Source organism: Verrucosispora sp. WMMA2044, assembly GCF_027497155.1.
Classification (GTDB): Bacteria; Actinomycetota; Actinomycetes; order Mycobacteriales; family Micromonosporaceae; genus Micromonospora; species Micromonospora palythoicola.
The window spans coordinates 3,982,505-4,008,756 of the sequence record NZ_CP114913.1 but is presented as its reverse complement, the minus strand read 5'-3'; the positions used below and the strand labels follow the sequence as shown (position 1 = coordinate 4,008,756).

Annotated in this window: 25 protein-coding genes and 1 pseudogene; 17 read left to right on the top strand and 9 right to left on the bottom strand. The window is 72.6% G+C overall.

The annotated features are described in order from the left end of the window. Positions 1-73 precede the first annotated feature (73 nt). Positions 74-574, top strand: a complete 501-nt coding sequence (locus O3597_RS18205; protein WP_164445677.1) for a DUF456 domain-containing protein — start codon at positions 74-76, stop codon at positions 572-574. A 218-nt stretch (positions 575-792) separates the two neighbouring features. Here O3597_RS18205 and O3597_RS18200 read toward each other — a convergent pair whose 3' ends face one another. Then, on the bottom strand, positions 793-1,455 hold the full coding sequence (locus tag O3597_RS18200; protein ID WP_281601854.1) for a Crp/Fnr family transcriptional regulator: 663 nt from the start codon (positions 1,453-1,455) through the stop codon (positions 793-795). 59 nt (positions 1,456-1,514) lie between these two features. Between O3597_RS18200 and O3597_RS18195 the strand changes: the two genes are divergently transcribed. The 5 genes from O3597_RS18195 to O3597_RS18175 all read left to right on the top strand — a co-directional run bounded on the left by O3597_RS18195 (position 1,515) and on the right by O3597_RS18175 (position 9,296). Further along, positions 1,515-1,823, top strand: a complete 309-nt coding sequence (locus tag O3597_RS18195; protein ID WP_164445675.1) for a YciI family protein — start codon at positions 1,515-1,517, stop codon at positions 1,821-1,823. Positions 1,824-1,868: 45 nt separating this feature from the next. Then, on the top strand, positions 1,869-3,233 hold the full coding sequence (locus O3597_RS18190; protein WP_281601853.1) for a glutamine synthetase family protein: 1,365 nt from the start codon (positions 1,869-1,871) through the stop codon (positions 3,231-3,233). A gap of 40 nt (positions 3,234-3,273) precedes the next feature. Further along, positions 3,274-4,629, top strand: a complete 1,356-nt coding sequence (locus O3597_RS18185; protein ID WP_281601852.1) for an aldehyde dehydrogenase family protein — start codon at positions 3,274-3,276, stop codon at positions 4,627-4,629. A gap of 2 nt (positions 4,630-4,631) precedes the next feature. Then, positions 4,632-5,399, top strand: a complete 768-nt coding sequence (locus O3597_RS18180; protein ID WP_164445672.1) for a 3-oxoacyl-ACP reductase — start codon at positions 4,632-4,634, stop codon at positions 5,397-5,399. A gap of 174 nt (positions 5,400-5,573) precedes the next feature. After that, positions 5,574-9,296, top strand: coding sequence for a SpoIIE family protein phosphatase (locus O3597_RS18175; RefSeq protein WP_281601851.1), 3,723 nt, complete (start codon positions 5,574-5,576; stop codon positions 9,294-9,296). Between the two features lie 24 nt (positions 9,297-9,320). On the opposite strand, the gene O3597_RS18170 is transcribed toward O3597_RS18175, so the two are convergent. Then, positions 9,321-9,635 carry an STAS domain-containing protein gene (locus tag O3597_RS18170; RefSeq protein WP_281601850.1) on the bottom strand — a complete coding sequence of 105 codons (315 nt, stop codon included), beginning with the start codon at positions 9,633-9,635 and terminating at the stop codon, positions 9,321-9,323. 94 nt (positions 9,636-9,729) lie between these two features. Here O3597_RS18170 and map point away from each other — a divergent pair, with 94 nt between their 5' ends. Both map and O3597_RS18160 read left to right on the top strand, forming a co-directional pair. Beyond that, positions 9,730-10,587, top strand: a complete 858-nt coding sequence (map, locus tag O3597_RS18165) for a type I methionyl aminopeptidase (RefSeq protein ID WP_164445669.1) — start codon at positions 9,730-9,732, stop codon at positions 10,585-10,587. Continuing rightward, positions 10,584-11,300, top strand: a complete 717-nt coding sequence (locus O3597_RS18160) for a VIT1/CCC1 transporter family protein (protein ID WP_164445668.1) — start codon at positions 10,584-10,586, stop codon at positions 11,298-11,300. Before map ends, O3597_RS18160 begins: the two co-directional genes overlap by 4 nt. 1 nt (position 11,301) lies before the next feature. On the opposite strand, the gene O3597_RS18155 is transcribed toward O3597_RS18160, so the two are convergent. The 7 genes from O3597_RS18155 to O3597_RS18125 all read right to left on the bottom strand — a co-directional run bounded on the left by O3597_RS18155 (position 11,302) and on the right by O3597_RS18125 (position 17,712). Beyond that, a complete protein-coding gene (locus O3597_RS18155) occupies positions 11,302-12,021 on the bottom strand; it encodes a nucleotidyltransferase domain-containing protein (RefSeq protein ID WP_164445667.1) in 720 nt (239 codons plus the stop codon). Between the two features lie 96 nt (positions 12,022-12,117). Further along, positions 12,118-12,594: a nitroreductase/quinone reductase family protein gene (locus O3597_RS18150; protein WP_164445666.1), complete on the bottom strand. Its 477-nt coding sequence runs from the start codon at positions 12,592-12,594 to the stop codon at positions 12,118-12,120. A gap of 28 nt (positions 12,595-12,622) precedes the next feature. Beyond that, positions 12,623-15,346, bottom strand: a complete 2,724-nt coding sequence (locus O3597_RS18145) for an FtsX-like permease family protein (RefSeq protein WP_281601849.1) — start codon at positions 15,344-15,346, stop codon at positions 12,623-12,625. Next, positions 15,343-16,161 (bottom strand): ABC transporter ATP-binding protein, encoded by an 819-nt coding sequence (locus tag O3597_RS18140; protein ID WP_281601848.1) that lies wholly within the window; start codon positions 16,159-16,161, stop codon positions 15,343-15,345. The genes O3597_RS18145 and O3597_RS18140 overlap by 4 nt, the downstream gene beginning before the upstream one ends. Further along, positions 16,158-16,739: a PadR family transcriptional regulator gene (locus O3597_RS18135; protein ID WP_281601847.1), complete on the bottom strand. Its 582-nt coding sequence runs from the start codon at positions 16,737-16,739 to the stop codon at positions 16,158-16,160. Before O3597_RS18135 ends, O3597_RS18140 begins: the two co-directional genes overlap by 4 nt. Before the next feature lie 86 nt (positions 16,740-16,825). Beyond that, positions 16,826-17,257: a ferritin-like domain-containing protein gene (locus tag O3597_RS18130; protein WP_164445663.1), complete on the bottom strand. Its 432-nt coding sequence runs from the start codon at positions 17,255-17,257 to the stop codon at positions 16,826-16,828. After that, positions 17,254-17,712 carry a hypothetical protein gene (locus O3597_RS18125; RefSeq protein WP_281604578.1) on the bottom strand — a complete coding sequence of 153 codons (459 nt, stop codon included), beginning with the start codon at positions 17,710-17,712 and terminating at the stop codon, positions 17,254-17,256. Before O3597_RS18125 ends, O3597_RS18130 begins: the two co-directional genes overlap by 4 nt. A 219-nt stretch (positions 17,713-17,931) precedes the next feature. On the opposite strand from O3597_RS18125, the gene rimP reads away from it, so the two are divergent. From rimP to O3597_RS18080, 9 genes and pseudogenes are all read left to right on the top strand, one after another. Further along, entirely contained in the window at positions 17,932-18,564 is a 633-nt protein-coding gene (gene rimP, locus O3597_RS18120) for a ribosome maturation factor RimP (protein ID WP_281601846.1), read from the top strand. Then, positions 18,561-19,604: a transcription termination factor NusA gene (nusA, locus tag O3597_RS18115; protein ID WP_164445661.1), complete on the top strand. Its 1,044-nt coding sequence runs from the start codon at positions 18,561-18,563 to the stop codon at positions 19,602-19,604. The genes rimP and nusA overlap by 4 nt, the downstream gene beginning before the upstream one ends. Before the next feature lie 16 nt (positions 19,605-19,620). Then, positions 19,621-19,951, top strand: a pseudogene (locus O3597_RS18110) (YlxR family protein). A 93-nt stretch (positions 19,952-20,044) separates the two neighbouring features. Continuing rightward, positions 20,045-23,026 carry a translation initiation factor IF-2 gene (gene infB, locus O3597_RS18105; RefSeq protein WP_281601845.1) on the top strand — a complete coding sequence of 994 codons (2,982 nt, stop codon included), beginning with the start codon at positions 20,045-20,047 and terminating at the stop codon, positions 23,024-23,026. A gap of 90 nt (positions 23,027-23,116) precedes the next feature. Continuing rightward, positions 23,117-23,410: a DUF503 domain-containing protein gene (locus tag O3597_RS18100; RefSeq protein WP_164445659.1), complete on the top strand. Its 294-nt coding sequence runs from the start codon at positions 23,117-23,119 to the stop codon at positions 23,408-23,410. 135 nt (positions 23,411-23,545) lie between these two features. Continuing rightward, positions 23,546-24,043, top strand: coding sequence for a 30S ribosome-binding factor RbfA (gene rbfA / locus O3597_RS18095; RefSeq protein WP_164445658.1), 498 nt, complete (start codon positions 23,546-23,548; stop codon positions 24,041-24,043). Positions 24,044-24,231: 188 nt separating this feature from the next. Continuing rightward, positions 24,232-25,227 carry a bifunctional oligoribonuclease/PAP phosphatase NrnA gene (locus O3597_RS18090; RefSeq protein WP_216592596.1) on the top strand — a complete coding sequence of 332 codons (996 nt, stop codon included), beginning with the start codon at positions 24,232-24,234 and terminating at the stop codon, positions 25,225-25,227. A gap of 63 nt (positions 25,228-25,290) precedes the next feature. Then, on the top strand, positions 25,291-25,698 hold the full coding sequence (locus O3597_RS18085; protein ID WP_164445986.1) for a hypothetical protein: 408 nt from the start codon (positions 25,291-25,293) through the stop codon (positions 25,696-25,698). Continuing rightward, entirely contained in the window at positions 25,698-25,907 is a 210-nt protein-coding gene (locus tag O3597_RS18080) for a DUF6186 family protein (protein ID WP_199172386.1), read from the top strand. The genes O3597_RS18085 and O3597_RS18080 overlap by 1 nt, the downstream gene beginning before the upstream one ends. The last annotated feature ends 345 nt before the right edge of the window (positions 25,908-26,252 follow it).

Genomic DNA, 26,252 nt, shown 5'->3' with positions numbered 1-26,252 from the left:
GAAGGGCACCGGGTCGACGCCCGCGGTGGACAATGCCCTTCGCAACTGACGTGCCGAGCCAATGGGAGTCGACGTGAGCCTGACCGACACGGGTGCCGCGGTGTCGGTGATCACCGCGCTGGCCATCCTCGCCGGGCTGGCCGGGGTGGTGGTGCCCGGACTACCGGCGCTGCCGCTGTGCTGGGGCGGGGTACTGGTGTGGACCCTGTTCGGCGACGCCGGAGCCGGCCGGTGGCTGGTGCTCGCCGCGGCGACGCTTGTCGCCGTTGCCGGCACCGTCGTCAAGTACGCCTGGCCCGGCCGCAATCTCAAGCGGGCCGGGGTGCCCACCACGTCACTGCTCGCCGGTGCGGTGCTCGGCCTGGTCGGCTTCTTCGTGATCCCGGTGGTCGGGCTGGTCATCGGCTTCGTGGGCGGCATCTTCGCGATGGAGCGGCTGCGGCTCGGCGACACCCGACTCGCCTGGCCGGCGACGAAACAGGCGGTCGCCGCGGCGGGTCTGTCGATGCTTGTCGAGTTCCTCTCCGGCATGGTGATCGGTGCGCTGTGGGTGGCCGGCCTGGTGATGGCCTGACCGGTCGCGGCACCGGTGCTGACCGAAGCGGCGCGGGGCGGAGTCGGGGTATGGCGTGACGCCGTACCCGAGAGAGAGGTGACGCTTTCCCGCGCCGCCGCGGCGGCCGGGCCGTTCCGAGGGCCCGGTGGTCGGCCCGTCGCGATCGGGCCTGGTCACAGGCCTAAGGATGAGGCACACCCCGCCCGACCGGCAACGCAATTGCGCCCCTGGCGCTCCTACCTGCCGTCCCTGTCGGTGAGGCGACTCGGGTCCAACACGATGATGGCGCCGGGCTCGACCCGGATGGCGCCCGCGCCGACGAGAACCTGTAGCGCGCGGTTGACGGTTACCCGGGACAGCCCGATCTCCTCGCCCAGTCCCTGCTGCGCCCCGGGCAGAATGATCCGGCTGCCCCGCGTACGCATGGATTCGGCGACCCAGGCGGCGACCCGCGTGACGGGCTGCGGCGCGGCGCGGCGGACCTGGGCCCGGCGTTCGCGGTTCACCTGGTCGGACAGGTGGCGTAGGACGTGGTCGCGGAGCGCCGGAACCTGGTCGATGAGATCTCGCAGGAGGCCCGCCGGTAGGAGGCGGATCCGGCAGGCGGTCGACGCGGTCCAGGTTGCCGTGTGCGATTCGCCGCCGAGTACGGCGGCCTTGTCGATCACGCATGGGCCGGTCACCGTCACGAATCGGACTCGCGAGCCGTGGCTGGTGTCATAGCCGGCCGAGAGCGTTCCGCGGATCACAACAACGAGGTGTCGGGCCGGCTCGCCGACGCGGGCGGCGGTAGCGCCCCGGGAAAGGTCGCGGGGCGGACACCTGGTGGCGAGCCACGCCAGGCGTGCCTCATCGAGCGTCGAGAACAGCGGTACCGCCGCCAGTTCGACCTGGTCCATCTCGCGGAGCGTATCGCGGGATACAGCCGTACGACCGCCTGGTTCCTAGGCTCCTCGCCATGATCTGTGTGGAACTCTCCTTCACCGATGAACCTGCCCGGCTGGCGGCCCGGCCGGCCCACCGGAACCGGTTGCGGGCGCTGCACGAGCAGGGCGCACTGCTCCTCGCCGGCCCCTGGGACGGCGACTCCGGTGCGTTGCTGGTCTTCACCGGCGACCGGGCGGAGGTCGATCGGCTCATGGCCGACGATCCCTACTTCACCATCGCCGGCGTCGACGTTGTCGCGGTGCGCGGATGGCGACCGGTCATCGGTCCCGGACGGTTTGCCGGGGGAGTGGATGGGGGTACGGGCGGAGCGTCCTGTTGACGGTGATCGGCTGGGCCGGTAGACCTTGGTGATGGAGGCTCGCGGATGAGAAAGCCGCCGCTCACGTTGGAGCAACTGCGGGTCGCCGTCGCCGAGGGCGAGATCGACACGGTGGTGCTGGCCCTTGTCGACATGCAGGGTCGGTTGCAGGGCAAACGGTTCCACGCCCCGTACTTCCTCGACCAGGTCGTCGCGAACGGCAGCGAGGGATGCAACTACCTGCTCGCCGTCGACGTCGACATGAACACCGTCGACGGGTACGCGATGTCGAGCTGGGAACGCGGCTACGGCGACTTCGCGATGAAACCGGACTTCGGCACCCTGCGTCGGGTGCCGTGGCAGCCGGGGACGGCCCTGCTCCTGGCCGATCTAGAGTGGCTGGACGGCACCGGTCCGGTGATCGCCTCGCCGCGGCAGATCCTGCGTCGACAGTTGGACCGGCTGGCCGGGCACGGGTTGACCGCGTACGCCGGTACCGAGCTGGAGTTCGTGCTCTTCCGGGACTCGTACGAGCAGGCGTGGCGCAGCGGCTACCGGGAGCTGACCCCGGCGAACCAGTACAACGTGGACTACTCGTTGCTCGGCACCGCCCGGGTGGAACCGCTGCTGCGCCGCATCCGCACCGAGATGGCCGGCGCGGGACTGGTTCCGGAGAGCGCCAAGGGGGAGTGCAACCTCGGCCAGCACGAGATCGCCTTCCGCTACGACGAGGCGGTGGCCTGCGCCGACCACCACGTCATCTACAAGAACGGGGCGAAGGAGATCGCCGCCCAGGAGGGCATGTCGATCACGTTCATGGCCAAGCCGAACGAGCGGGAGGGCAACTCCTGCCACATCCACTTCTCGCTGCGCGACGCCTCCGGTGGCTCCGCCATGCTCGGTGACGGGCCGGCGCACCTGAGCCCCACCGGGCAGCGGGTGCTCGCCGGACTGCTCGCCACGATGCGGGAGATGAGCCTGCTCTTCGCGCCGAACATCAACTCCTACAAGCGTTACCAGCCGGGCTCGTTCGCTCCGACCGCGTTGCGCTGGGGCACCGACAACCGCACCTGCGCGCTGCGGGTGGTGGGCCACGGTCAGGGGATGCGGGTGGAGAACCGGGTGCCGGGTGCCGACGTGAACCCGTACCTGGCGATCGCGGCCCTGGTGGCGGGCGCGCTGCACGGCATCGAGAACGAGTTGGACCTGGCCGAGGAGTGCACCGGCAACGCGTACGACGACCCGAACGCCGAACGCGTCCCCGGCACCCTCCGCGACGCCCTCACCCTCTGGGAGGGCTCGACGGTCGCCCGCGCCGCCTTCGGCGAGGAGGTGGTCGCCCACTACGCCAACATGGCCCGCGTCGAGCTGGCCGCCTTCGACGCCGCCGTCACCGACTGGGAACTCACCCGTGGCTTCGAACGCCTCTGACCCCCACCCCGTCGACAAGGAGAGGGTGGGGTGAGGGTGGATGGGTGAGGTACGGGATCCGGCTCGTGGGGTGGTGTTGCGGGAGGTCGCGGACAGCTCGGCCGGGGACGTGGACGCGGCGGTCGAGCGGGCGCAGCGGGCGTACCAGCGGTGGCGGTGGGTGAGCCCGGCGGAGCGGGGCCGATTGTTGCGGCGGTTCGCGGCGGTGGTGGACGAACACCTGGAGGAGTTGGCGCGGCTGGAGGTGGCCAACGCTGGCCACACCATCGGTAACGCCCGCTGGGAGGCGGGCAACGTCCGGGACGTGCTGGACTACTACGCCGGGGCGCCGGAACGGCTCACCGGGCGGCAGATCCCGGTGCCGGGCGGGCTGGACGTCACCTTCCACGAACCGCTCGGCGTGGTCGGGGTGATCGTGCCGTGGAACTTCCCCATGCCCATCGCCGCCTGGGGCTTCGCTCCCGCGCTCGCCGCCGGCAACACGGTGGTGCTCAAGCCCGCCGAGCTGACGCCGTTGACCGCGTTGCGGCTGGCCGAGCTGGCCGACCAGGCGGGTCTGCCGGAGGGCGTGTTCACCGTGCTGCCCGGGCGGGGCGAGGTGGTCGGCGAACGGTTCGTCAGCCACCCGGCCGTCCGCAAGATCTGCTTCACCGGCTCCACCGAGGTGGGCACCCGGATCATGGCCGGCTGCGCGAGCCAGGTGAAGCGGCTGACCCTGGAGTTGGGCGGCAAGTCGGCGAACCTCGTCTTCGCCGACGCCGACCTGGAGCGGGCCGCCGCCAGTGCGCCGTACGCGGTCTTCGACAACGCCGGCCAGGACTGCTGCGCCCGGTCCCGGCTGCTGGTGCAGCGCGGGGTGTACGACCGCTTTCTCGAACTGCTCGAACCGGCGGTACGCGCCTTCCGGGTGGGTGACCCGGCCGACGAGAGCACCGAGATGGGACCACTGATCTCGGCCGGGCAGCGGGACCGGGTCGCCGGGTACGTCGACGGTTCGCGGGTGGCGTTCACCGGCTCCCGGCCCGACGGCTCCGGCTACTGGTACGCCCCGACCGTGCTGCTCGCCGACTCGCCCGGGGACCGCCACTGGCGGGAGGAGATCTTCGGCCCGGTCGTCTCGGTGCTGCCGTTCGACGACGAGGCCGACGCCGTCCGGCTGGCCAACGACACCGAGTACGGTCTCTCCGGCTCGATCTGGACAAGGGACGTGGGCCGGGCGCTGCGGATGGCCCGGGCCGTCGAGGCCGGCAACCTGAGCGTCAACTCACACTCCTCGGTGCGGTACTGGACGCCGTTCGGCGGGATGAAGCGCTCCGGCCTGGGTCGGGAACTGGGACCGGACGCCCTGCACGCGTTCACCGACGTCAAGAACGTCTTCGTCAGCACCGAGGAGTGAGCATGCAGGGACGGTTGCGGGACCGGGTGGCCGTGGTGACCGGGGCGGCCAGCGGTATCGGGCTGGCCACCGTGCGGCGGTTCGCCGCCGAGGGTGCCCGGGTGGTCTGCGTCGACGTCGACACCGAGGCCGGCCAGCGGGCCGCCGACGAGGTGGGCGGGAGCTTCGTGGCGGCCGACGTGGCCGACGAGGCGGCGGTACGCGACCTCTTCGACGGGGTGGTCGGGCGGTACGGGCGGGTGGACGTCGCGTTCAACAACGCCGGCATCTCCCCGCCGGACGACGACTCCATCCTGGAGACCGGGCTGGATGCCTGGGAACGGGTGCTCCGGGTCAACACGACGAGCGTCTACCTCTGCTGCAAGCACGTCATCCCGCACATGCGCCGGCAGGGCCGGGGCTCGATCATCAACACCGCCTCCTTCGTGGCGTTGATGGGCGCGGCGACGTCACAGATCGCGTACACCGCGAGCAAGGGCGGGGTGTTGGCGCTCACCCGGGAACTGGGCGTGCAGTTCGCCCGGGAGGGCATCCGGGTCAACGCCCTCTGCCCGGGACCGGTGGCCACGCCGTTGCTGCGCGAGCTGTTCGCCGCCGATCCGGAGCGCGCCGCCCGCCGGCTGGTGCACGTGCCGATGGGCCGGTTCGGTGAACCGACCGAGATCGCCGCCGCGGTGGCCTTTCTGGCCAGCGACGACGCCTCGTTCATGACCGCCGCGCAGTTCGTCGTCGACGGCGGCATCACCGGCGCGTACGTCACCCCACTGTGATTGTTCGGGCGCAAGGAGTAGTGGCCCGACGTCGGTCGGACCGTCACCGATGCTCACCTGGAGCTGAACAGCGTCCGAACCGTCGGATGCGTTACGTTGCTGATCCGTCTGGGTAGAAGGCGGATCAGGGCATTGGTGATCGGGCGCGGTGTGGGACACGGCCGGGGAGGCTGCATGAGCTCGGCCCAGGGGGGCGTGGACGGTGGTCAGCCGTCCGCAGCGGAAAGTGGGACGTCGCCGCTGCTCGCGGCGGCATTCGCGGGCGGCGGCGAGATGGGCTCCCTGCTGCGGGACCGCGACTGGTCGGCAAGTCCGCTCGGTCCACCGGAGCGCTGGCCGACCTCGCTGGGCAACGCCGTCAGCACGATGCTCGCCTCGAAGGCGCAGATCGCCATGTTCTGGGGCGAGGACCTGCGTGCCTTCTACAACGACGCCTACCGGCCGACCATCGGCGACAAGCATCCCGCCGTGCTCGGCGAGCCCGCCCGGGAGCACTGGGCGGAGACCTGGGACGTGCTGGGGCCGCTGCTGACCGGCGTGCTGCGCAGCGGCGAGTCGTACCAGGCCCGCGACCATCACTTTCTGCTGGATCGACACGGCTTCGTGGAGGACGTCTACTTCGACGTCTCGTACGATCCGATCCGCGACGTCGACGGCACGATCAGCGGGGTGCTCTGCATCTGCAGCGAGACCACCGGGCGGGTGCTCGGCGAACGCCGGCTGCGGGCGCTGGCCGAACTCGGCTCGGAGCTGGCCGATCCGGTCCGCAGCGCGGAACTCGGCCAGGTCGCGGCGGCGGTGCTGGACCGGCATCGGGCCGACGTCCCGTTCGGGCTGCTCTACCTGCGGGACGACGACGACGGACAGCTGCGCCTGGCCGGGGTGAGCGGAGCCGTCAGCGTCGCCGTTGATCCGCCCGCCCGGCTGGTCGAGCTGGGCGCGGTCGGCGTCGAAGCGGCGGTGGCCACCGCCGAGCTGCTCGGCCGGGTTCCGCCCGGGGCCGCCGACGAGGCGGTGGTGCTGCCGATCAGCGCGACCAACGACCCGGCCGGGGTGCTGGTGCTGGGAGTGACCCGGCGCCTGCCGCTCACCGAGGACTACCGCACGTTCCTCGAGCTGGTCGCCGCGCAGATCTCCCGGGCGGTCGGCAAGCAGCGGGCGTACGAGCAGGAACGGGCCCGCGCCGCCGAGCTGGCCGCCCTGGACCTGGCCAAGACCAACTTCTTCGCCAACGTGAGTCACGAGTTCCGCACCCCGTTGACCCTGGTGCTGGGCCCGTTGGAGGACCTGCTCGCGGACCCGGGGCTCAGCGAGGAGCACAACCAGCGGCTGACCGTGATGCACCGCAACGCGTTGCGGCTGCTGAAGCTGGTCAACACGGTGCTCGACTTCTCGCGGCTGGAGTCCGGGCGGCTGGTGGCGCACTACGAGCCGACCGACCTGGCCGACTACACCTCCCGGGTGGCCAGCACGTTCCGGTCTGCCACCGAACGGGCCGGCCTGCGGCTGGTCGTGGACTGCCCGCCGCTGGCGGAGCCGGTCTTCGTCGATCCGGACATGTGGGAGAAGATCGTCCTCAATCTGGTCTCCAACGCCCTGAAGTTCACCTTCGAGGGTGAGATCAGCATCCGGGTCCGTGCGGTCGACGGTGCGGCGCAGTTGGAGGTCTCCGACACCGGGGTGGGTATCGATGCGCGGGAACTGCCGCACGTGTTCGAGCGGTTCCACCGGGTGCCGGGAGTGCGCTCCCGCAGCCACGAGGGCACCGGGATCGGCCTGGCCCTGGTGCGCGAACTTGTCGAGATGCACGGCGGCCGGGTCAGCGTCACGAGCCAGGTCGACGTCGGCAGTACCTTCCTGGTGACCGTCCCGTTCGGTGCCGGGCATCTGCAGACCGACCGGGTGGCCGATGCCGAGCACGCCGAGCAGGCCGTTCGCGAGCCACGGCAGGCCCCGCTCTTCGTCGCCGAGACCGTGCACTGGACCGCCGATGCCGTCGCGGCCGGGTCCCGCCCGGTGCCGACCGACGCCTCCACCGTGCCGGACGCCGACGCCTCGACGCAGCGGGCACCCCGGCCCCTCGCCGCCGTGCCCGCCGGTCGGGTGCTGGTCGTCGACGACAATCCCGATCTGCGCGAACACGTCACCCGGTTGCTCGTGCCCACCTGGGAGGTGAGTACCGCCGCCGACGGGGTGGAGGCGCTGCGGCGTGCCACCGAGAGCGCCTTCGACCTGGTGCTGACCGACGTGATGATGCCGCGACTGGACGGCTTCGGGCTGGTCGCCGCCCTGCGCGCGGATCCGCGTACCCGGTACGTGCCGATCGTGCTGCTCTCCGCCCGCGCCGGTTCGGCCGAGGAGGTGGCCGGGTTGTCGGTGGGTGCCGACGACTACCTCACCAAACCGTTCTCCGGGCAGGAGCTGATCGCCCGGGTCCGGGCGAACATGGCCCTCGGCCAGCTACGTAACCAGATCATCCGCCGGCTGCGTGCGCTCGCGGACGCGGCGGTCGCGGTCAACACCGCCCGTTCCACCGCCGACGTGCTCCAGATCGCCGCCCGTCACGCGTTGAGTCTCGCCGAGGCCGTCCGGGTGGTGGTTTCCGCCGGTGGCACGCGCTTCGAGGCCGACGCCGGCGGGCCCAGCAGCGCCGAGCCGTCCTTCGTCCTGCCGCTGACCGGGGTGGCCGACCAACCGCTCGGTGAGCTGCGGGTGTGGCATCCGACCGCGGAGAGCACCGACGCCGACGAGGCCGCGTTGACCCAGCTCGCCCGCCTGGTGGGGGTACGCATGGAGAACGCTCAGCTCTACGAGGCCGAGCACCGCATCGCCACCACCCTTCAGCACAGCTTCCTGCCCCGTACCCTGCCCCAGTTGCCCGGGGCTGTGGTGGCCAGCCGCTACCTGCCGGGCAGCGCGGACGTCGAGGTGGGTGGCGACTGGTACGACGTGGTGGCCCGGGACGACGACGAACTCATGCTGATCATCGGTGACGTGGTCGGCAAGGGGGTGCCGGCGGCGGCGGCCATGGGCCAGCTGCGCAACGCGCTGCGCGCGTACGTGCTCGAGGGTTTCGATCCCGGCGAGTCGTTGACCCGGCTGAACCGGCTGGTGGGCTCCACCGAGTCACGTTCGTTCGCGACGGTCTTCTGCCTGTGGTTCAGCCCCCGGACGGGTCGACTGCGCTATGCCAGCGCGGGGCACCCGTCGCCCCTGGTGATCCGGGGCGACGACGTCGCGTTCCTGCACGGGCGGGCGCTCGGGCCGCCGGTCGGTGCCATCGCGGGCACCGAGTACGAGACCGTCTCCGGCGAGCTGCGGGCCGGTGACCGGCTGCTGCTCTACACCGACGGCCTGATCGAGGACCGGCAGATGGGCATCGACGACTCGTTGGCCCTGTTGCGCGCCGACGCGGCCCGCTCCGGCGAACACGTGGCCGACCTGATCGACGCGGTGGTGGCGCGGGTCGCCGGCCGGCCCCGCCGGGACGACGTCGCGGTACTGGCCCTGGAGGCGGTCGAACTCAACCGGTTCGCGCTGCGGCTGCCCGCCGACCCGACCCGGCTGAGCGTGCTACGCAAGCGGCTGGAGGACTTTCTCGTCGCGCACCGGGTGGGCGAGACGGACCTGTTCGACCTGACCGTGGCGGTTTCCGAGGCGGCGGCGAACGCCATCGAGCACCCGGTCGACCCGGTGGAGCCGGTGGTCGAGATCGAGGTGCGGATCGAGGACCGCACGGTGGTGGCGACGGTGTCGGACAGCGGGCAGTGGCGGGAGTCGACCGGCTCGGGTTTCCGGGGTCGCGGACTGTCGCTGATCCGGGCACTCGGGGATCTCTCGGTCGAGCACACCCCCGACGGGACCCGGCTCACCCTGCGCCGCGTGCTGACCGGCTGACCGCGCGGCCAGCGGTGGTCGCGGTCAGGCCGGATGCAACCAGGGTTGACTTGCCAGACCGGCGATCTCCAGCACCCGGCTGACCTGCCGGGACGGCAGGACCGTCAACGCGTCCGGATAGTGGCCGGCCAGCCGGACCACCGCGTGAATCGCCGCCGAGTCGAAGAAGGTGACCGCCCGCAGGTCGAGAGTCACCCGGCCGGCCGGCTCGCGCAGCACGGTCTCGAGCATGGTGTCGGCGGTCGCCATGTCGACCTCGCCGGTGACCACCACGCTCAGGTGATCACCATCGGTCTCCGCGTTGGCGGAGAAGACGGGAGGTGCGCCCCCTTGATCCACGCAGACACCTTGACACAGTGCTTGTGGTAGGGCAACAACCGCTCGCGAGGACCGGTGGCGGGGGTCACTACGCGGGCGGCGATAGGCTTGCGTCATGACCGTCCGTGCGCCGCTGACCCCCGGCACGCTCTCCCCGTGGCGGCCGGTGCCCGCCCACATCGCCCGCCCGGAATACGTCGGCAAGAAGGCCCCTCAGCCCTGGCAGGGATCGCACGTGCAGACCCCGGAGACCATCGAGAAGATGCGTCTGGCCGGGCGGATCGCCGCCCAGGCGGTGCAGCTGGCGGGGGAGCACTGCAAGCCCGGCGTGACCACCGACGAGATCGACCGGGTGGTGCACGACTTCCTCGTCGACCACGGCGCCTACCCGTCGACCCTGGGCTACCGGGGCTTCCCGAAGTCCTGCTGCACCAGCCTGAACGAGGTGATCTGTCACGGCATCCCCGACTCGACCGTGCTCGTCGACGGCGACATCATCAACGTCGACGTCACCGCGTACATCGGGGGCGTGCACGGCGACACCGACGCGACGTTCTGCGTCGGTGAGGTGGCCGAGGAGAACCGGTTGCTCGTCGAGCGGACCCACGAGGCGATGATGCGGGGGATCCGATCCGTCGCCCCAGGGCGACAGATCAACGTGATCGGCCGGGTCATCGAGTCGTACGCGAAGCGCTTCGGCTACGGCGTGGTCCGTGACTTCACCGGCCACGGCATCGGCGAGTCCTTCCACAGCGGGCTCTACGTGCCGCACTACGACAGCCCGCGCCCCACCGACGTGATGGAGCCCGGAATGACCTTCACCATCGAGCCGATGATCACTCTCGGCACCTACCAGTACGACCTGTGGGACGACGGCTGGACGGTGGTCACCAAGGACCGGAAGTGGACCGCCCAGTTCGAGCACACCGTGCTGGTGACCGAGGACGGCCACGAGATCCTGACGCTGCCGTGACCGAGACCCCGGCCGCACTGCGCGAGCACCACCACGCCGACGTGTCCGGCGGCTGGCTGCGCCCGGCCGTGTTCGGGGCGATGGACGGCCTGGTCACCAACATCGCCCTGATCGCCGGCGTCGGCGGCGGCGGGGTCTCGCCCCGCACCATCGTGCTCACCGGCACCGCCGGCCTGGTCGCCGGTGCCATCTCGATGGCGCTCGGTGAATACACGAGCGTGCGGTCCGCCAACGAGCAGATCGCCGCGGAGGTGGCCAAGGAACGCCGGGAGCTGGAGCGTCACCCGGAGGCCGAGGCCCGCGAGCTTGCCGACATGTGGGTCGCCCGGGGGCTGCCCGAGCACCTCGCGATCCAGGTCGCCGAGGCGGTACGCCGCCACCCGGAGCAGGCGCTGCGGATGCACGTGCAGGAGGAGTTGGGCGTCAACCCGGACGAACAACCGAACCCGTGGGCGGCGGCGCTCTCGTCGTTCCTCTGCTTCTCCGTCGGCGCCCTGGTGCCACTGCTGCCGTACCTGTTCGGCGCGACCAGCCTGGCGCTCGCCCTGGCGGTCGGCGGGCTCGGGCTCTTCGTCGCCGGTGCGATCGTCTCCCGGTTCACCAACCGCCGGTGGTGGTCCGGCGGGCTGCGCCAACTGCTGCTCGGCGCCGCCGCCGCGGTGGCAACGTACCTGATCGGTGCGCTGATCGGGGTCCAGGGCGGGCTCGGCTGAGTCAGCCGTCGAGCAGGTCGTCGATGGTGCCGTCGACCGGACGGCCGCGGGCGGTGAGCTCCGCCGACTGGCGGGCCAGCACGGCACCCACCTCGGTCATGTCCGCCCCGGCCAGCCCGGTTCGCCGTATCGCGTCGCCCGCATCCCGGAAGTAGGTGCGGCTGAGCAGCCCGCTGACCGTGGCGGCACCGAGCCGGGCCTCGCCGAGCATCAGCAGGGCCTGGTCGGTCTCGTACCACTCGGCCAGCCGGGCCGCCCGGGCATGCGCGGCGCTGCCCCGGTACCAGGCACGGCGGGCGGCCGAGGTGAACTCGGCCGGGCGGGCCCGGGCCAGCCGGCCGAGGTGCTCGTCGCGCAGCGTGGCCAGCCATCCGGTCGGGTCGTGCAGGGCCCGGGTGGTCACGTACCGGTCGGCGGTCAGTGGCCACCGGCTGGTCAGCTGTCGGGCCTGGCGCAGCCGCTCCTCGGCGGCGACGACGGTCAGGTCGACGAGCACGCCGTCCACCCGGCGGGTCGCCGGCGGCGGCCCGGTGCCGGGCCGGTAGGTGGCCACCAGCAGCCCCACCTCACCGTCGCCACCGCCGTCGTCGTCGCCGTGCGCCAGCGGACCGTGGACCGCGACCGCGAGCACATCGGCCGGGAAACGCCGCCGGACGGCCGCGGCGACCCGCTCGGCCACGTCCCACCGGGGATCGTCCCGGTGTTCCTGGACACCGTCCACGCCGACCACCCCGCGTTCGCGCCACCCACAGCGACCTGTCGGTCACCGCACACCCTAACGCCTGTGTCGGTGCCCCCGGTCGAGCCGCGACCGGGATCAGGTGAGGCGGTCGTCGGGCACCAGCCGGAAGATCCGGATCTGGCGGCCACCGGCCCGCGCCACGTACGTCTCGTACGCCGGCCACTGGTCGACCAGCAGCCGCCACAGCCGGTCGCGTTCGGCGCCGGTGGCCACCTCGGCGCGTACCGGGATCCGGCGACCCTTGACGTCCACCTCGGCCCTCGGTTCGGCGAGCAGGTTCAGCGACCACGCCGGCTGGTGGGTCTGGCCCCAGTTCGATCCGACCACCACGTAGGCGTCGCCGTCGGGCACGTAGAGCAGCGGGTTGCTGCGTGGCCGACCAGACCGGCGACCGGTCGTGGTGATCACCAACGACGGTACGAGCCCGAGGGCGACCACCCGGCCCCGGGTCAGTCGCCCGACGGCCCGGTCGACGGGCACCAGCAGCCGGACGGTGGCACCGAACCAGCGGTACCGACCGACCCGGCGGGTGAGGCTTCCCAGCACGGACATCCGCACAGTCTGCGGTGTCAGGTACGGGTCAGTCCAGACGGCGTTCCACCGGTAGCCGGGACCGGGTGAGCAGCGCCGCGCCGAGCATCGCCACCAGTGGCACCACCACCAGCACGCCCAGGGTCAACCAGGGCATCACCAGTGGATAGGGCGGTTCGATCGGCCATCTGTCGGCGTACCGCTGGTTGGTGAAGGCCAGCACGATCAGGGCTGAGGCGAGTCCGGCGACGATGCCCAGCGCCGAGCCGAGCACCGCGATCACGCCGGCCTGGCAGAGCGAGAGCAGGCGGCGTACGCCCGGCCCCGCACCCACCGCGGCGAGGGTGGACAGGTCGGCCCGTCCCTCGGCGGCGGCCAGACCGGTGGCGATGCCGGCGGCGCCGACGGTGACCACCGCGGAGACCGCCGCCAGCAACAGCAGCAGCGGGCGCGTGTCGTCGTAGTCCCGGTTCCGCTCCACCGCGACCCCGGCGGCACCGAGCGGGCGAAGTGCGGCGGCGAGGTCGTCCTGTCGCTGCTGGTCCGGTGGCCGCCGGGCGTCCAACGCCCAGCCGACCTGCCAGGTCGCCAGCCCGAGCCGGTCGGCGGCGGCGGGCGAGAGCAGCAGCCAGTGCTCACCGAGCCCGGTGTGCAGCGCGTGTCCGGGCACGGTGGCGGTGTCCGCGGGCCGGGTCTCGTCCCCGTGTTCGACCCGGAGATCCAGACGGTCGTCGTGGAGGAAGCGGGCGTCGGTGATCACCGCGCCGCCCGCGCGCAGCGTGGCGGTGGCGGCCGCGACGTCGGCCGGTGCGACCCCGGTCAGCAGCCGCAGCGTGGTGCCGTCGTCCACGGCGACCCGCAGGTACGGGCCGTGCGGTTCGTCGTCGTGCTGGCAGCGTGGGTCGGCGCGGGCCAGCAGCTGGTCGGCCGCGCTGAGCGGCTCGTACGGCTGCCAGGGGCAGACCCGCTCGGGAGGCATGGTCGCGGTGATGGTGCAGGCGTAGAAGTCCGGCGAGCAGCCGGCCGCCACCAGCGGAGCGATCGTGTCGGCACCGAGCAGCCGCCGCGCCGGGCCGCTGATCTCGTCGCGGGTGGGCGGGCGGTCCGTCGCGGGATCGCCGCCGGTGGTGACCAGCACGGTGTGCTCCGGCAGCAACGCCCGGTTCTGCTGCTCGTTGCGCGCATCGTCGCTGGCCAGGAAGAGACCGAGGGCGACACTGCCGGCGACCGCGGCCATCACGGCGGAGATGGCCGGCGCGGCCGACGCACGGTTGCGGCTCGCGTCGCGTACCGCGATCCGGGGTGCCAGCGGGAGGAACCGACCGAGCCGGGCCAGCAGTCCGACGAGCGTCGGGGTGGCGAACACCAGCCCCAGTTCGCCCAGCACCAGCCCGGCGAGGATGACCGGCTGCGAGGTGACCACAGCGCCGATCGCGGCCACGACGGTCCCGCCGGCGGCCAGCGCGATGCCGATGGCCAGCCACCGACGTCGGTGCACGGGCGCGGTGCGCCGGCCGGCGAGCCCGGCCACCACGTCCTGCCGGGCGGCCGTCCACGCCGGTGCCAGCGCGGCCAGCACCCCGGCCAGCACCGCGACCAGGGCGATCACGACCAGGGCGGCGGGCCAGACACGGTAGCCGCCGAACCGCTGCGAGAAGATGAACTGCTCGACCAGGGGTCGGCCGGCGAAGGCGGCGGCCACGCCGAGCGCGATCCCGGTCACGGCGCCGACTCCGCCCAGCACCACGCCGTCGGCGAGCACCACCCGGCGCAGCTGCACCGCGTCGCCACCGGCCACCGCCACCAGAGCCAGTTCCCGTCGCCGACGGCGCACCCCGACGGCGAACGCGGGCCCGACCAGGAGCACCACCTCGAGCAGACCGAGCCCGCCGATCAGCACGCCGGTACTGACCTCCTCCAGGCTCATCCGGCCCGTGGGCGAGTCGACGTGCTGGGGCAGCTTCCCGGGCGGCGCGGGTACCCGGGCGGCCACCACGACACCGTTGCGGTTGAGGTGCCGGAAGACGTCGTCGGTGAGCGGGCCGGACAGGTCGGCCAGGAAGACCTCGTCGGGGTCGGTCTCCACCGGCGCCCCGGCGGGGTGCAGGAGGACCATCGGGGTCAGTTGCTCGGGGAGTTCGGCCACGCCGACGACCGTCCAGGTGCGGCTGCCGTCCGCGGCCACGACCCGGTCCCCGACGTCGACGCCGAGGCTGCGTCGGGCTGCCAGGTTCACCGCGATCTCGTCGGCGGCGGCCGGTACCCGGCCTCGGTGGACCCGGGCCAGGCCGCGCCCGAGAGGGTCGGTCAGGTCGATCACGGTGGCGGCGACGTCGTCCCGGATCCGGTCGCCCCGCCAGGCACTGAACGGCACCCAGCGACGCACCGGCAGCACCCGGCTGCCCTCGGGCAGCAGCGCGGCGAAAAATGCTGCGGTGACCGGTGCGGTGGGGGGCTTGTCCGCGTCTCCGGAGGTCCAGCCGCTGCCGTCGGAGTTCTGCTCGACCGGGCCGCGTCCCACCACCCGGAGTTCCGCGTCGGCGTTGCCGAGCCGACGTTCCAGTTCCTCGCTCGGGGTCAGCCGAGCCATGTCGACGCTGACCGCGACGAAGCTCAACGCCAGCACCGGCAGGACGATCATCGCCAGTACCAGGGTGGTGCGCCCGCGCGCCCGCCTCGCCTCCCGTCGGGCGATCCGCAGCGCGGCCCGCCACGAGCCGAGCGCCTCGGCCAGCCGCCCGCCGCCGGTCGGTCCGGACGGTCGACCGCTCACCGACCGCTGCCGCTGAGCAGGGCCTCCACGCCGGCCAGCGGGGCGGTCGAGTCGACCGTCACGCCGTCGCGCAGGAAGACCACCCGGTCGGCCCAGGCGGCATGGCGCGCCTCGTGGGTGACCAGCACTCCGGCGGCCCCGGCGTCGACCCGGCGGCGCAGCAGCCGCAGCACCGCCTCCCCGGTCTGCGAGTCCAACGCCCCGGTCGGCTCGTCGGCCAGCACCAGTCGCCGCTGCCCGACCAACGCCCGGGCGATGGCGACGCGTTGCTGCTGGCCACCGGAGAGCTGGTCCGGGAACCGGTCACCCAGCTCCGACAGCCCCACCTCGGTCAGTGCGTCGAGGGCCAGCCGGCGGGCCGCTCGTACCCCGGTGCCGTCCAGTTCGAGGGGGAGGGCGACGTTCTCCACGGCGGTCAGGCTGCCGATCAGGTTCAGGTTCTGGAAGATGTATCCGATGCGCCGGCGGCGCAGCCGGGCCAGCCCGCGCCGGTCGAGGGCGTGCAGCGGCTGCCCCTCGACGTGCACCTCACCCGCGGTCGGGCTGTCCAGCCCGCCGGCCAGGGTGAGCAGGGTGGACTTGCCGGAGCCGGAGGGGCCCATCACGGCGACCAGTTCGCCGGGGCGCACGGCCAGGCTCACCCCGCGCAGGGCGTGTACCGCCGCCGGGCCGCTGCCGTGCGTGCGATGCACGTCACGCAGGTCGAGTACGGTGTCGCCGGCCGGAGCGGGGACGGCCGGGTCGGCGGTCGCGGCGGCGTCGGACGCGGCTCGTGGGTCGGGTGCGGCCGGCATCCGTCCGCCGCCGGTGGTCACCGTCGTGCCTCCTCACCACTTTGGCCCACCGCCTCGGAGAGGGGCGCTGGGCCGGCGGCCGGGGGGCGGTGCCGTACCAGACTGCTCTCACAGTGGTCGAGCCAGCGCACCTCGGCCTCGGCCTGGAACACCATGGCGTCCAGCACCAGCCGCCACGGCAGGTCCTCCGGCCGGTCGCTGGCGTACTTCAGCCTGGTCAACTCCTGCAACGTGCGCATGGTGGCGGTCCGCTGGGTCTGGACCACCGCGCGGACGTCCACCCCGGGGGTGGTCAACGCCAGTGCCAGCTTGATCGCCAACTCGTCGCGCGGGCGGTCGCTGCGGCTGATCGGGGTGGCGAACCACAGGGCCAGGTCCGCCCGCCCGGCGTCGGTGATCTCGTACGGCCGTTGGCCGGCTTCGCTCTCCGGCAGCGACCTGACCAACCCGTCCCGCTCCAGCCGGGACAGGGTCGTGTAGACCTGCCCGATGTTCAGCGGCCAGGTGGCGCCGGTCGACTCCTCGAAGGCGGCCCGGAGCTGGTAGCCGTACATCTGCCCGCGTTCGAGCAGCGCGAGCAGGCCGTGGCGGATGGACATGGACCGGAGTATGCATACCTGGTATGCGGACCGCAACCGGCGCGGACGTGAATTCGACTACGCCCGGGTGGGTCCGCCGGGCCGGTTCAGCTCGGCCGGCCCGGGAACGGCACGGTCAGCGGGGCGATTCCGGCGCTGCGCCGCCAGCGGGTCGCCCGGACCGCGTACTCCACCAGGGCGGCCAGGGCCCGATCCCGATCGGCGCCGGTGCTGACCGGCAGCGCCGCCCGCCAGAAGGCCGCGGTACGTTCCTCCACCTGCACGGCGAGCCGCAGTGCGCTGGCCCGGTCGGTCACCGGGAAGGGCAACGCGTACCCGGCCCGATCCGGCGGAACGCTGCCGCCACCAGTACTCAACTGCACCACGAGCGCGTCCCGGCGAGCCCGGTGGGCGGCCTCGGCCTCGGCCGCGGCTTTGCGCTCGGCCCCGCTGAGTCGGACCCCGACGGGGCCGTAGGCCCAGATCGCGGCGTACTCGGCGGTGAGGGCGGCGGCGAGCGCCTCGGCGGATTCGCTCATCGCAGCGCCTCCAGGTGGGTGGCGCGAGCGGCGGCGACCGACCCGAGCAGCGCTACGCGCTCGGCGGGCGCCGTGGCGCAGGCCCGGATCGCCGCCTCCCGGCCGGCGCGCTCGGACCTGCGCAGTGCGGCAAGCGTCGCCGAGCGATCCGTCGGCGGCGTGCCCGACGGGGCGGCCGTGGCGGTGGGCGGGGCGGTGGCGGTCGCCGCACCGGTCAGCCGGGCGATTTCCGTGGCGTGCGCCTCGTGCGACTCGGCGAGCGGGAGCAGCCGGGCGGCCAGGTCGGGGTGGGCGGTGGCGGCGGCGCGCAGACCGGCCGCGAGCTGTCGGGACTCGTCCAGCAGCGGCGCGAGCGGGTCGGGCAGCGGCGGTGGTTCGTCGCGGTCGAGCAGGCCGCAACCGGTCAGCGGAGCGGCGGCCCCACCGAGCGCCAGCAGCGCACCGGCCCGCAGCAGGCCGCGTCGGGAAAGCTCGGAGGCGTCGTCCTGCCGCGTCGTTCTGCCCATCGCCACCGGACAAGTCAACACCATCGCCGCGCGGTGTGTCCGGCGGTGGCGTCGGTGCGCCGCCCGGGCCCTCGTCCCGGCGGCGCGTTACGCTCTGCGCAGCCACCGGCGCGTCCGCACCGGTGGCGTGCCGGCATGGCGTCGGCGAGCAGCGGAAGGGTTCTTCGGATGACGCAGCGTGGCCGTGCCACCAGGACGACGGGTCGACCCCGCGGTGGCCAGGCTGCACGCGCGGGTCAGACCTCCCGTGGCGACCTCGCCGCCCGCCGCGAGCGGCTGCGCTCGGTGATCGCGCCCGTGGTGCAGGCCGCCGGCTACGACCTGGAGGATCTCACCGTCTCCCGAGCCGGCCGCCGGCACGTGGTGCGGGTGATCGTCGACGCCGACGGCGGGATCAACCTGGACGCGGTGGCCGACGTGTCGCGCGCCGTCTCCACCGCGCTGGACGCGGCGGAGGAGAGCGGCGGCGACATCGTCGCGGGGGAATATCAGCTCGAGGTCAGCTCGCCGGGGGTGGACCGTCCGTTGACGCTGCCCCGGCACTGGCGCCGCAACGTCGGGCGGCTGGTTCGGGTGACCGTACGCGGTAACCCGCCGTCCGGGGGCGACCGGCAGGTCACCGGCCGGGTGGTCGACGCCGACGCCGAACGCGTGGTGCTGGAGACCGACGCGGACCGTACCCAGTGGGCCTACGCCGACCTCGGCCCGGGCCGGGTACAGGTCGAGTTCACCCGCCTGGACGAGTTGGCCGAATCAGAAGACGTCGACGACGATGACGATGTGGAGGACGAGGAGAGGTGAACATCGACCTCGCGGCGCTGCGCGCACTGGAGCGCGAGCGGGAGATCCCGTTCGACACGATCCTCGCGGCGATCGAGACCGCGCTGCTGACCGCGTACCGGCACACCGAGGGGGCGCAGTCGCACGCCCGGGTGGAGATCGACCGGAAGACCGGCGCGGCACTTGTCTACGCCCAGGAGTTGGGCGCCGAGGGCACCGTGGAGCGGGAGTGGGACGACACCCCGCACGACTTCGGTCGGATCGCTGCCATGACCGCCAAGCAGGTGATCCTCCAGCGGCTGCGGGAGGCCACCGACGAGGTGCACTTCGGTGAGTACGTCGGCCGCGACGGCGACCTGGTCACCGGGGTGGTGCAGGCGCACGAGGCGCGGGCCGAGAAGGGCATCGTCACCGTCGACCTGGGCAAGCTCGAGGGTGTGCTGCCACAGTCGGAGCAGGTGCCCGGCGAGCGGTACACCCACGGCGAGCGGATCCGCTGCGTGGTGGTGCACGTGGCCAAGGGAATGCGTGGCCCGCAGATCACGCTGTCCCGGACGCACCCGAATCTGGTGAAGAAGCTGTTCGCCCTGGAGGTGCCGGAGATCGCCGACGGCACGGTCGAGATCGGCGCGATCGCCCGTGAGGCGGGTCACCGTACGAAGATCGCGGTGCGTTCCACCGCGGCCGGGGTCAACGCCAAGGGCGCCTGCATCGGCCCGATGGGCCAGCGGGTCCGGGCGGTGATGAGCGAACTGCACGGCGAGAAGATCGACATCATCGACTGGTCGGACGACCCGGCGACCTTCGTCGGTAACGCGCTCTCCCCGGCCAAGGCGCTGCGCGTCGAGGTGGTCGACCTGGCCAATCGGGCCGCGCGGGTGACGGTTCCGGATTTCCAGCTGTCGCTCGCGATCGGGCGGGAGGGGCAGAATGCCCGACTTGCTGCCCGGTTGACCGGTTGGCGGATCGACATCCGTTCCGACGCCGAGCCGGCCGCCCCCGCCGGGCAAGCTGAAGCTGATCACGTCCGGGAACCGGGCGGAGCGGTGTCGGGTAGCTAGGGGTAGACTTCCACCAGTGGCACGACGCGCGCTGCCGGAGCGCACCTGTGTGGGTTGTCGACGGCGCGCACCGGCCAGTGAACTGCTGCGGATTGTCGCGATTGGCGACGAGGCTGATGTCAGCCTCCGACCCGATCCGGCCCGCACGCTGCCGGGTCGGGGAGCGAACATGCACCCGGATCCGGCCTGCTTCGCGCAGGCAGTGCGGCGTCGTGCCTTCGGGCGCGCGCTGCGTGTCGCCGGGGTTCCGGATGACGGGGCCCTCGCGGAGTACCTGACGCGTCAACCACCACGTCCGGTCACCCGACCGGACGAGGGCCGCTAGCAAGGTAGGACGACCGACATGAGCACACGATGAAGTCCCAGAAATGATCAGGCTTCAAGTGCACGAGTGAGGTCGCTGCGGGTGCTGCCCGCACGACCTCGGAGTGAGGAGTGCAGTGGCAGGTAAGGCCCGCGTACACGAGCTTGCAAAAGAGCTCGGGGTCGAAAGCAAGACCGTACTCGCCAAGCTCAAGGAGATGGGCGAGTTCGTCAAGTCCGCGTCGAGCACCGTCGAGGCGCCTGTCGCCCGACGGCTGCGCAACGCCTTCGTCGCCTCGGGCGGCTCCGGAGCCCCGGCGGCCGCGCCGCCGGCCGCACCGGCTCCGACGGCGGCACCGACCCCGTCGCCGACCCTCGGCGAGCCTCGGGTCACCGCCAAGCCGACGCCGCCACGGCGTCCGGCGGTGCCCGGGCCGAAGCCGAAGGGTCCGGTGCCCGGTCCGCCGCCGCCGGCGGCCCCGGTCGCCAAGCCGGCGAGCGCTCACGACATCGAGGTGGCCGCCGCGGAGGCGCGTGCCGCCGCCCTGAAGGCTGAGCAGGAGGCCGCGGTCAAGGCCGCCCAGGCCGCCCGCCAGCAGCAGCGGGACAACGTCCGCCGGGAGCCCCCGGCCGACGGTGGCGCCCGTCCGGGTCCCCGACCCGGTCCCGGCGCGATGCCGCCCCGCCCGGGTTCCCCGGCCGCGGGTCGTCCCGGTCCCACCAACCCGGGTCCGGGTGGCCGGCAGGGTCGCCCGCCGGCGCGCGGCGCCGGTAACAACCCCTTCGGTATCCAGGGCAGCCAGCAGCAGCGGCCGCCGGCCGCCGGTGCCGGTGGTTCCCGGCCCAGCCCGGCGTCGATGCCGCCGCGGCCCAGCCCGGCCTCGATGCCGCCGCGGCCCAGCCCGGCCTCGATGCCGAGCCAGCGGCCGGGTCGCCCCGGTGGCCCGGGTGCCGGTCGTGCCGGTGGCGGCGCCGGTCGTCCCGGTGGCGGCGGTGGCGGTGGCTACCGTGGCGGCCCCGGTGGCGGCGGCGGTGGCGGTGGTTACCGTGGCGGTCCCGGTGGCGGTGGCGGCGGTGGCGGTGGCTACCGTGGCGGTCCCGGTGGCGGCGGCGCTGGCGGTGGATTCCGCCCGGGTGCGCCGGCCGGTGGCGGCGGTCGCCCCGGCGGCGGTGGTCGTGGCCGTGGCGGTGGTGCCGCCGGTGCCTTCGGGCGTCCGGGCGGCAAGCCGACCCGTGGTCGCAAGTCCAAGAAGCAGCGCAGACAGGAGTTCGACAACCTGTCGGCTCCGACCATGAGCTCGGGTGCCCCCCGGGGCCAGGGGCAGACGGTACGCCTCTCCCGTGGCGCCTCGCTGTCGGACTTCGCTGACAAGATCAACGCCAACCCGGGTTCGCTGGTCCAGGAGATGTTCAACCTGGGCGAGATGGTCACCGCGACCCAGTCGTGCTCCGACGACACGCTGCTGCTGCTGGGGGAACACCTCGGCTTCAACGTGCAGATCGTCAGCCCGGAGGATGAGGACCGCGAGCTGCTCGCGCAGTTCAACATCGACCTCGACGCCGAGGTCGCGGAGGACCGCCTGGTCAGCCGGGCACCGGTGGTGACCGTCATGGGTCACGTCGACCACGGTAAGACCAAGCTGCTCGACGCGATCCGCAAGGCGAACGTCGTCGCCGGCGAGGCCGGAGGCATCACCCAGCACATCGGTGCCTACCAGGTCCACGTCCCGCACGAGGGCGAGGACCGCGCGGTGACGTTCATCGACACCCCGGGCCACGAGGCGTTCACCGCCATGCGTGCCCGTGGTGCCCAGGTCACGGACATCGTGATCCTGGTGGTCGCGGCCGACGACGGTGTCATGCCACAGACCATCGAGGCGTTGAACCACGCCAAGGCGGCCGAGGTGCCGATCGTGGTCGCGGTCAACAAGGTCGACAAGCCGGAGGCGAACCCGGACAAGGTCCGCCAGCAGCTGACCGAGTACGGCCTGGTCGCCGAGGAGTACGGCGGCGAGACCATGTTCGTCAACGTGGCCGCGAAGCCCGGCATCGGCATCGAGGAACTGCTCGAAGCGGTGCTGCTCACCGCCGACGCGTCGTTGGAGCTGACCGCTCCGACCGACGGGCCGGCGCAGGGTGTGGCCATCGAGGCGCACCTGGACAAGGGCCGTGGTGCGGTCGCGACGGTGCTGGTGCAGAAGGGCACCCTGCGGGCGGGCGACTCGATCGTCGCCGGTGGGGCGCACGGCCGGGTCCGGGCGATGCTCGACGAGAACGGCAACCAGGTCACCGAGGCGGGGCCGGCGCGTCCGGTCATGGTCCTCGGTCTGACCGCGGTGCCGGGCGCGGGCGACACCTTCCTCGCCGCGGCGGACGACCGCACGGTGCGGCAGATCGCCGAGCAGCGGCAGGCCCGCCGGCGGGCGGCGGCGTTCGCCAACTCCCGTGGCCGGGCCACCCTCGAGACGCTCATGGAGCAGCTCAAGGAGGGCGAGAAGACGTCGCTCAACCTCATCCTCAAGGGTGACGTCTCCGGTTCGGTGGAGGCCCTGGAGGACGCGCTGTTCAACCTCGACATTCCCGAGGAGGTCCAGCTCAAGGTCCTCGACCGGGGCGTCGGCTCGATCACCGAGAGCAACATCATGCTCGCGAGCGCCTCGTCCGAGCCGGTCACGATCATCGGCTTCAACGTGCGGGCCTCGAACAAGGTCCGCGAGATGGCCGACCGCGAGGGCGTGGAGATCCGGTACTACACCGTCATCTACCAGGCCATCGAGGAGATCGAGGCGGCGCTCAAGGGTCTGCTCAAGCCGGAGTACGAGGAGGTCGAGCTCGGCAGCGCGGAGATCCGCGACGTGTTCCGCTCGTCCAAGATCGGCAACATCTCCGGTTGCATCGTCCGGTCGGGTGTCATCCGACGGAACGCGAAGGCGCGCCTGCTGCGCGACGGCACGGTCGTGGCGGACAACCTCACGATCAGCTCGCTCAAGCGGTTCAAGGACGACGCGACGGAGGTCCGGGAGGGCTTCGAGTGCGGTCTGACCCTGGGTGGTTACAACAACGTCCAGGTCGGCGACGTGATCGAGACCTTCGAAATGCGGGAGAAGGTTCGCGCCTGATCCTGCGGTGACGCACTGGTCAAGGGGTTTACGCCGTTTGGCGTAAACCCCTTGATCATGTGGGGTGGGGTGCGGGTAGTGTCCGCAGCGATGTACACCGCAACCGTAGTTTTCGACCTGCTGCTGCCGGGGGACTCCCGGTCGCTGAAGGCCAAGAGGTCGTACGTGCGGCCGATCGTCGCGGCGCTGCGCCGGTTCGACGTGTCGGCCGCCGAGGTGGGGGCGCTCGACCTGCACGGACGAGCGGAGATAGGGGTGGCGGTGGTGGCCGCCGAGGCGGCACACGCCCGCGAGGTGCTCGACTCGTGCGAGCGTCTGGTGGCGGGCCGTCCGGAGGTCGAACTGCTGTCGGTGCGTCGTCGGTTGCACGGCGACGACGACTGAGCCCGGTTGCCCTCCGCCCCGCACGACAGGGCAAGGGGCGCGGGTAGGGTTCGAGTGTTGGGGTCGGTGCGGGCTCCGGTGACGCCGGCGTCACCGAAACCCGGCCGGTGGCGGGACGCCGTGGAGGTGGCGGAGATGACGGATGCGGCCAAGGTACGCCGGCACGCGGAGCGGGTGCGCGAGCTGGTCGCGTCGGTGGTGCGGAGTCAGATCAAGGACCCCCGACTCGGGATGATCACCATTACCGACGCCCGGATCACCGCCGACCTGCGGGACGCGACGGTCTTCTACACCGTGCTCGGCGACGCGGCGGCCCAGGCGGGCACCGCCGCCGCGCTGGACAGCGCCAAGGGCATGCTGCGCAGCACGGTCGGCAAGGCACTCGGGTTGCGGCACTCGCCGACGCTGACCTTCGTCCTGGACGACGTCCAGGATCAGGTCAAGCACATCGACGATCTGCTCGCCGCGGCCCGCAACGCCGACGCCGAGGTGCAGCGCCTGGCGGCACGGGCCGAGTACGCCGGTGAGGCGCAGCCGTACCGCCTCGACGAGGACGACAGCGGCACCGAGGACGAGGACGAGGACGAACCAGACGGAACCGCCGACGAGGCCCGGGGCGGGGACCGTCGGTGACCGCTCCCTCCGGTGGTGCCGTGACCGAGCCGGATCCCGCCGTGCGGCGACAGCCCGGCCCCGGCCGGGTGGGTTCGGCTGGCGGCGGCACGTCGGCTCGGGCCGCGACCGCCGGCCCGGTCGACTCGGCCGGGTCGAGTCCGTCCGCGCCGGCATCCGGGCCGACCGAGGCCGACTGGGCCGCCGCGGTGGCGGCGGTCCGCCAACTGCCCGCCGACGGCCGGGTGCTGCTGATCTGTCACGTCAACCCGGACGGGGACGCGCTGGGCAGCATGCTCGGCTTCGCGCTCGGGCTGCGGCGGCTCGGAATCCACCGGGTGCAGGCCACCTTCCCCGGTCCGCCGGAGGTGCCCGAGCCGTTGCGCGGCCTGCCCGGTCTGGACCTGCTGGTATCGGAGGGGGAGGCGGAACCCGAGCCGGACCTGGTCATCTGCTTCGACGCGGCGAGCGAGTCGCGGCTCGGTGAGCTGGCCGGCCGGTTGACCGGGAAGGGCACCGCCCTGGTGCTCGACCATCACGCCTCGAACCGCGGCTTCGGCGACGTGAACCTGGTGGACCCGGCGGCGGCGGCGACCTCCGTGCTCGCCGAGCAGCTGCTGGAGCGGCTCGGCGTGCCGCTGGACGCCGGCATCGCCGAGTGCCTGTACGTGGCGTTGAGCACCGACACCGGGTCGTTCCGGTTCGACGCGACCACCCCGGCGGTGCACGAGATGGCGGCCCGGCTGCTGGCCACCGGGATCCGGCCGGGTGACATCTCGCGACGGGTGTTCGACAGCCGGCCGTTCGGCGCGGTGCGGCTGTTCGGTGAGGTGCTCGGGCGGGCCCGGCTGGAGCCGGAGGAGGCCGGCGGGCAGGGCCTGGTCTGGACCTACGCGACCCTGGACGACCTGGCCCGCCACGAGCAGCGGCCGTACGTGCTGGAGGCGCTCATCGATCCGGTGCGTTGCACCGCCGAGGCCGACGTCAGTTGTGTGGTCAAGCAGACCGCGCCGGCCGTGTGGGCGGTCTCCCTGCGCAGCAAGGGCGCGACCGACGTGAGTCGGGTGGCGGTCGCGCTGGGCGGCGGCGGGCACCGGTTGGCCGCCGGTTTCACCGGCCGTGGCACGGTGGACGAGGTCGTCGAGCGGATCCGGGCCCAGTTGCGGGCGTACGACCCGGAGAGCGACGCCGACCAGCAGGGGTGATTTCAGGGTCAGCTCCGGGGCGTCGAGACTTCGGCACCTGGACAGGGCGGGGAGAATCGGATGATGGAGCAGCCCCACGACCTCACCGTCGACACCCCTCGCACCTGGGAGCGGCCGGTCGTCTGCGTACCGGTGCTTGTCGCCCTCTCCCTGGTGGGTGGCCGCTTCCCGTCGTTCTCGACCGAGGCCAACGTCTATGTGTTCGGTGCTGGCGGGGTGCTGATCTGGCTCGGCCTGACCAAGCGGGTGCAGGCTCGTCCGGCGCCGGAGCGGTTGCGGCCCGGTGCGGTCTGGTGGACGCTGCCGGTGGTGGTGTTCGGGATCTTCGAGGGGGTCACCTTCATCGCGGCGGCCGGTGACGACTTTCCCACCTTCTCGCTGCTGGCCGACCCGCTGCTGGAGGACCGCCTGGTCCGGTCCGCGGCCTGGTTGGTCTGGCTGTCGGCGTTCTGGGGGCTGGTGCGGCGATGATGCGGGCACTGGCGATCGGCGGGTTCCTGGTCGGGCTGGCACTGTTCGGGCTGGTCGAGTGGCTGGCCCGACGGGAGGGCTCGAAGATCCCGACGCTCGGCGAACTCTGCGGGTACGTGATGCGGTACGAGGTGGGGCCGGTGCCGGTGGGCCGGATCGGTCTGTTCGGGTTCTGGTGGTGGATCGGCTGGCACTTCCTGGCCCGTTGATGGCGCGGCAACCTGTCCAGATCGCGGGAACAGTACGCACCATGTGGACCTGAACGATAACTTGGGAAACGGCCGGCGTCGCCTTCGGCGCAGGTCAGGGGCGGAGCCATACCCGGTGCCGCTCGCGCTCCAGGGTTGACCGACCCGGGCCAACAGGCCGCCCTCCGCCGTTCCGGCGATCCCGGAACCGGTCTCGGGCGACCAGTCCCCGCACCGCCCGTGACGCGCCGCCGCGCTCGGTGACGCGTGCCCCGGAAGGGAGCCCACGATGGCCGCCAAGCCTCAGCCCGAGACCACTGACGAGGCCCGCGAGCAGGCCCGTCGCGCCCTGCAGACCTCCATGGA

Excerpts from the sequence above, each read along its gene's own strand:
- O3597_RS18200 (WP_281601854.1), bottom strand. The coding sequence starts at position 1,455 with ATGGACCAGGTCGAACTGGCGGCGGTACCGCTGTTCTCGACGCTCGAT.
- O3597_RS18195 (WP_164445675.1), top strand. The coding sequence starts at position 1,515 with ATGATCTGTGTGGAACTCTCCTTCACCGATGAACCTGCCCGGCTGGCG.
- O3597_RS18190 (WP_281601853.1), top strand. The coding sequence starts at position 1,869 with ATGAGAAAGCCGCCGCTCACGTTGGAGCAACTGCGGGTCGCCGTCGCC.
- O3597_RS18185 (WP_281601852.1), top strand. The coding sequence starts at position 3,274 with ATGGGTGAGGTACGGGATCCGGCTCGTGGGGTGGTGTTGCGGGAGGTC.
- O3597_RS18180 (WP_164445672.1), top strand. The coding sequence starts at position 4,632 with ATGCAGGGACGGTTGCGGGACCGGGTGGCCGTGGTGACCGGGGCGGCC.
- O3597_RS18175 (WP_281601851.1), top strand. The coding sequence starts at position 5,574 with ATGAGCTCGGCCCAGGGGGGCGTGGACGGTGGTCAGCCGTCCGCAGCG.
- map (WP_164445669.1), top strand. The coding sequence starts at position 9,730 with ATGACCGTCCGTGCGCCGCTGACCCCCGGCACGCTCTCCCCGTGGCGG.
- O3597_RS18150 (WP_164445666.1), bottom strand. The coding sequence starts at position 12,594 with ATGTCCGTGCTGGGAAGCCTCACCCGCCGGGTCGGTCGGTACCGCTGG.
- O3597_RS18135 (WP_281601847.1), bottom strand. The coding sequence starts at position 16,739 with ATGTCCATCCGCCACGGCCTGCTCGCGCTGCTCGAACGCGGGCAGATG.
- O3597_RS18130 (WP_164445663.1), bottom strand. The coding sequence starts at position 17,257 with ATGAGCGAATCCGCCGAGGCGCTCGCCGCCGCCCTCACCGCCGAGTAC.
- rimP (WP_281601846.1), top strand. The coding sequence starts at position 17,932 with ATGACGCAGCGTGGCCGTGCCACCAGGACGACGGGTCGACCCCGCGGT.
- O3597_RS18100 (WP_164445659.1), top strand. The coding sequence starts at position 23,117 with ATGTACACCGCAACCGTAGTTTTCGACCTGCTGCTGCCGGGGGACTCC.
- rbfA (WP_164445658.1), top strand. The coding sequence starts at position 23,546 with ATGACGGATGCGGCCAAGGTACGCCGGCACGCGGAGCGGGTGCGCGAG.
- O3597_RS18085 (WP_164445986.1), top strand. The coding sequence starts at position 25,291 with ATGGAGCAGCCCCACGACCTCACCGTCGACACCCCTCGCACCTGGGAG.
- O3597_RS18080 (WP_199172386.1), top strand. The coding sequence starts at position 25,698 with ATGCGGGCACTGGCGATCGGCGGGTTCCTGGTCGGGCTGGCACTGTTC.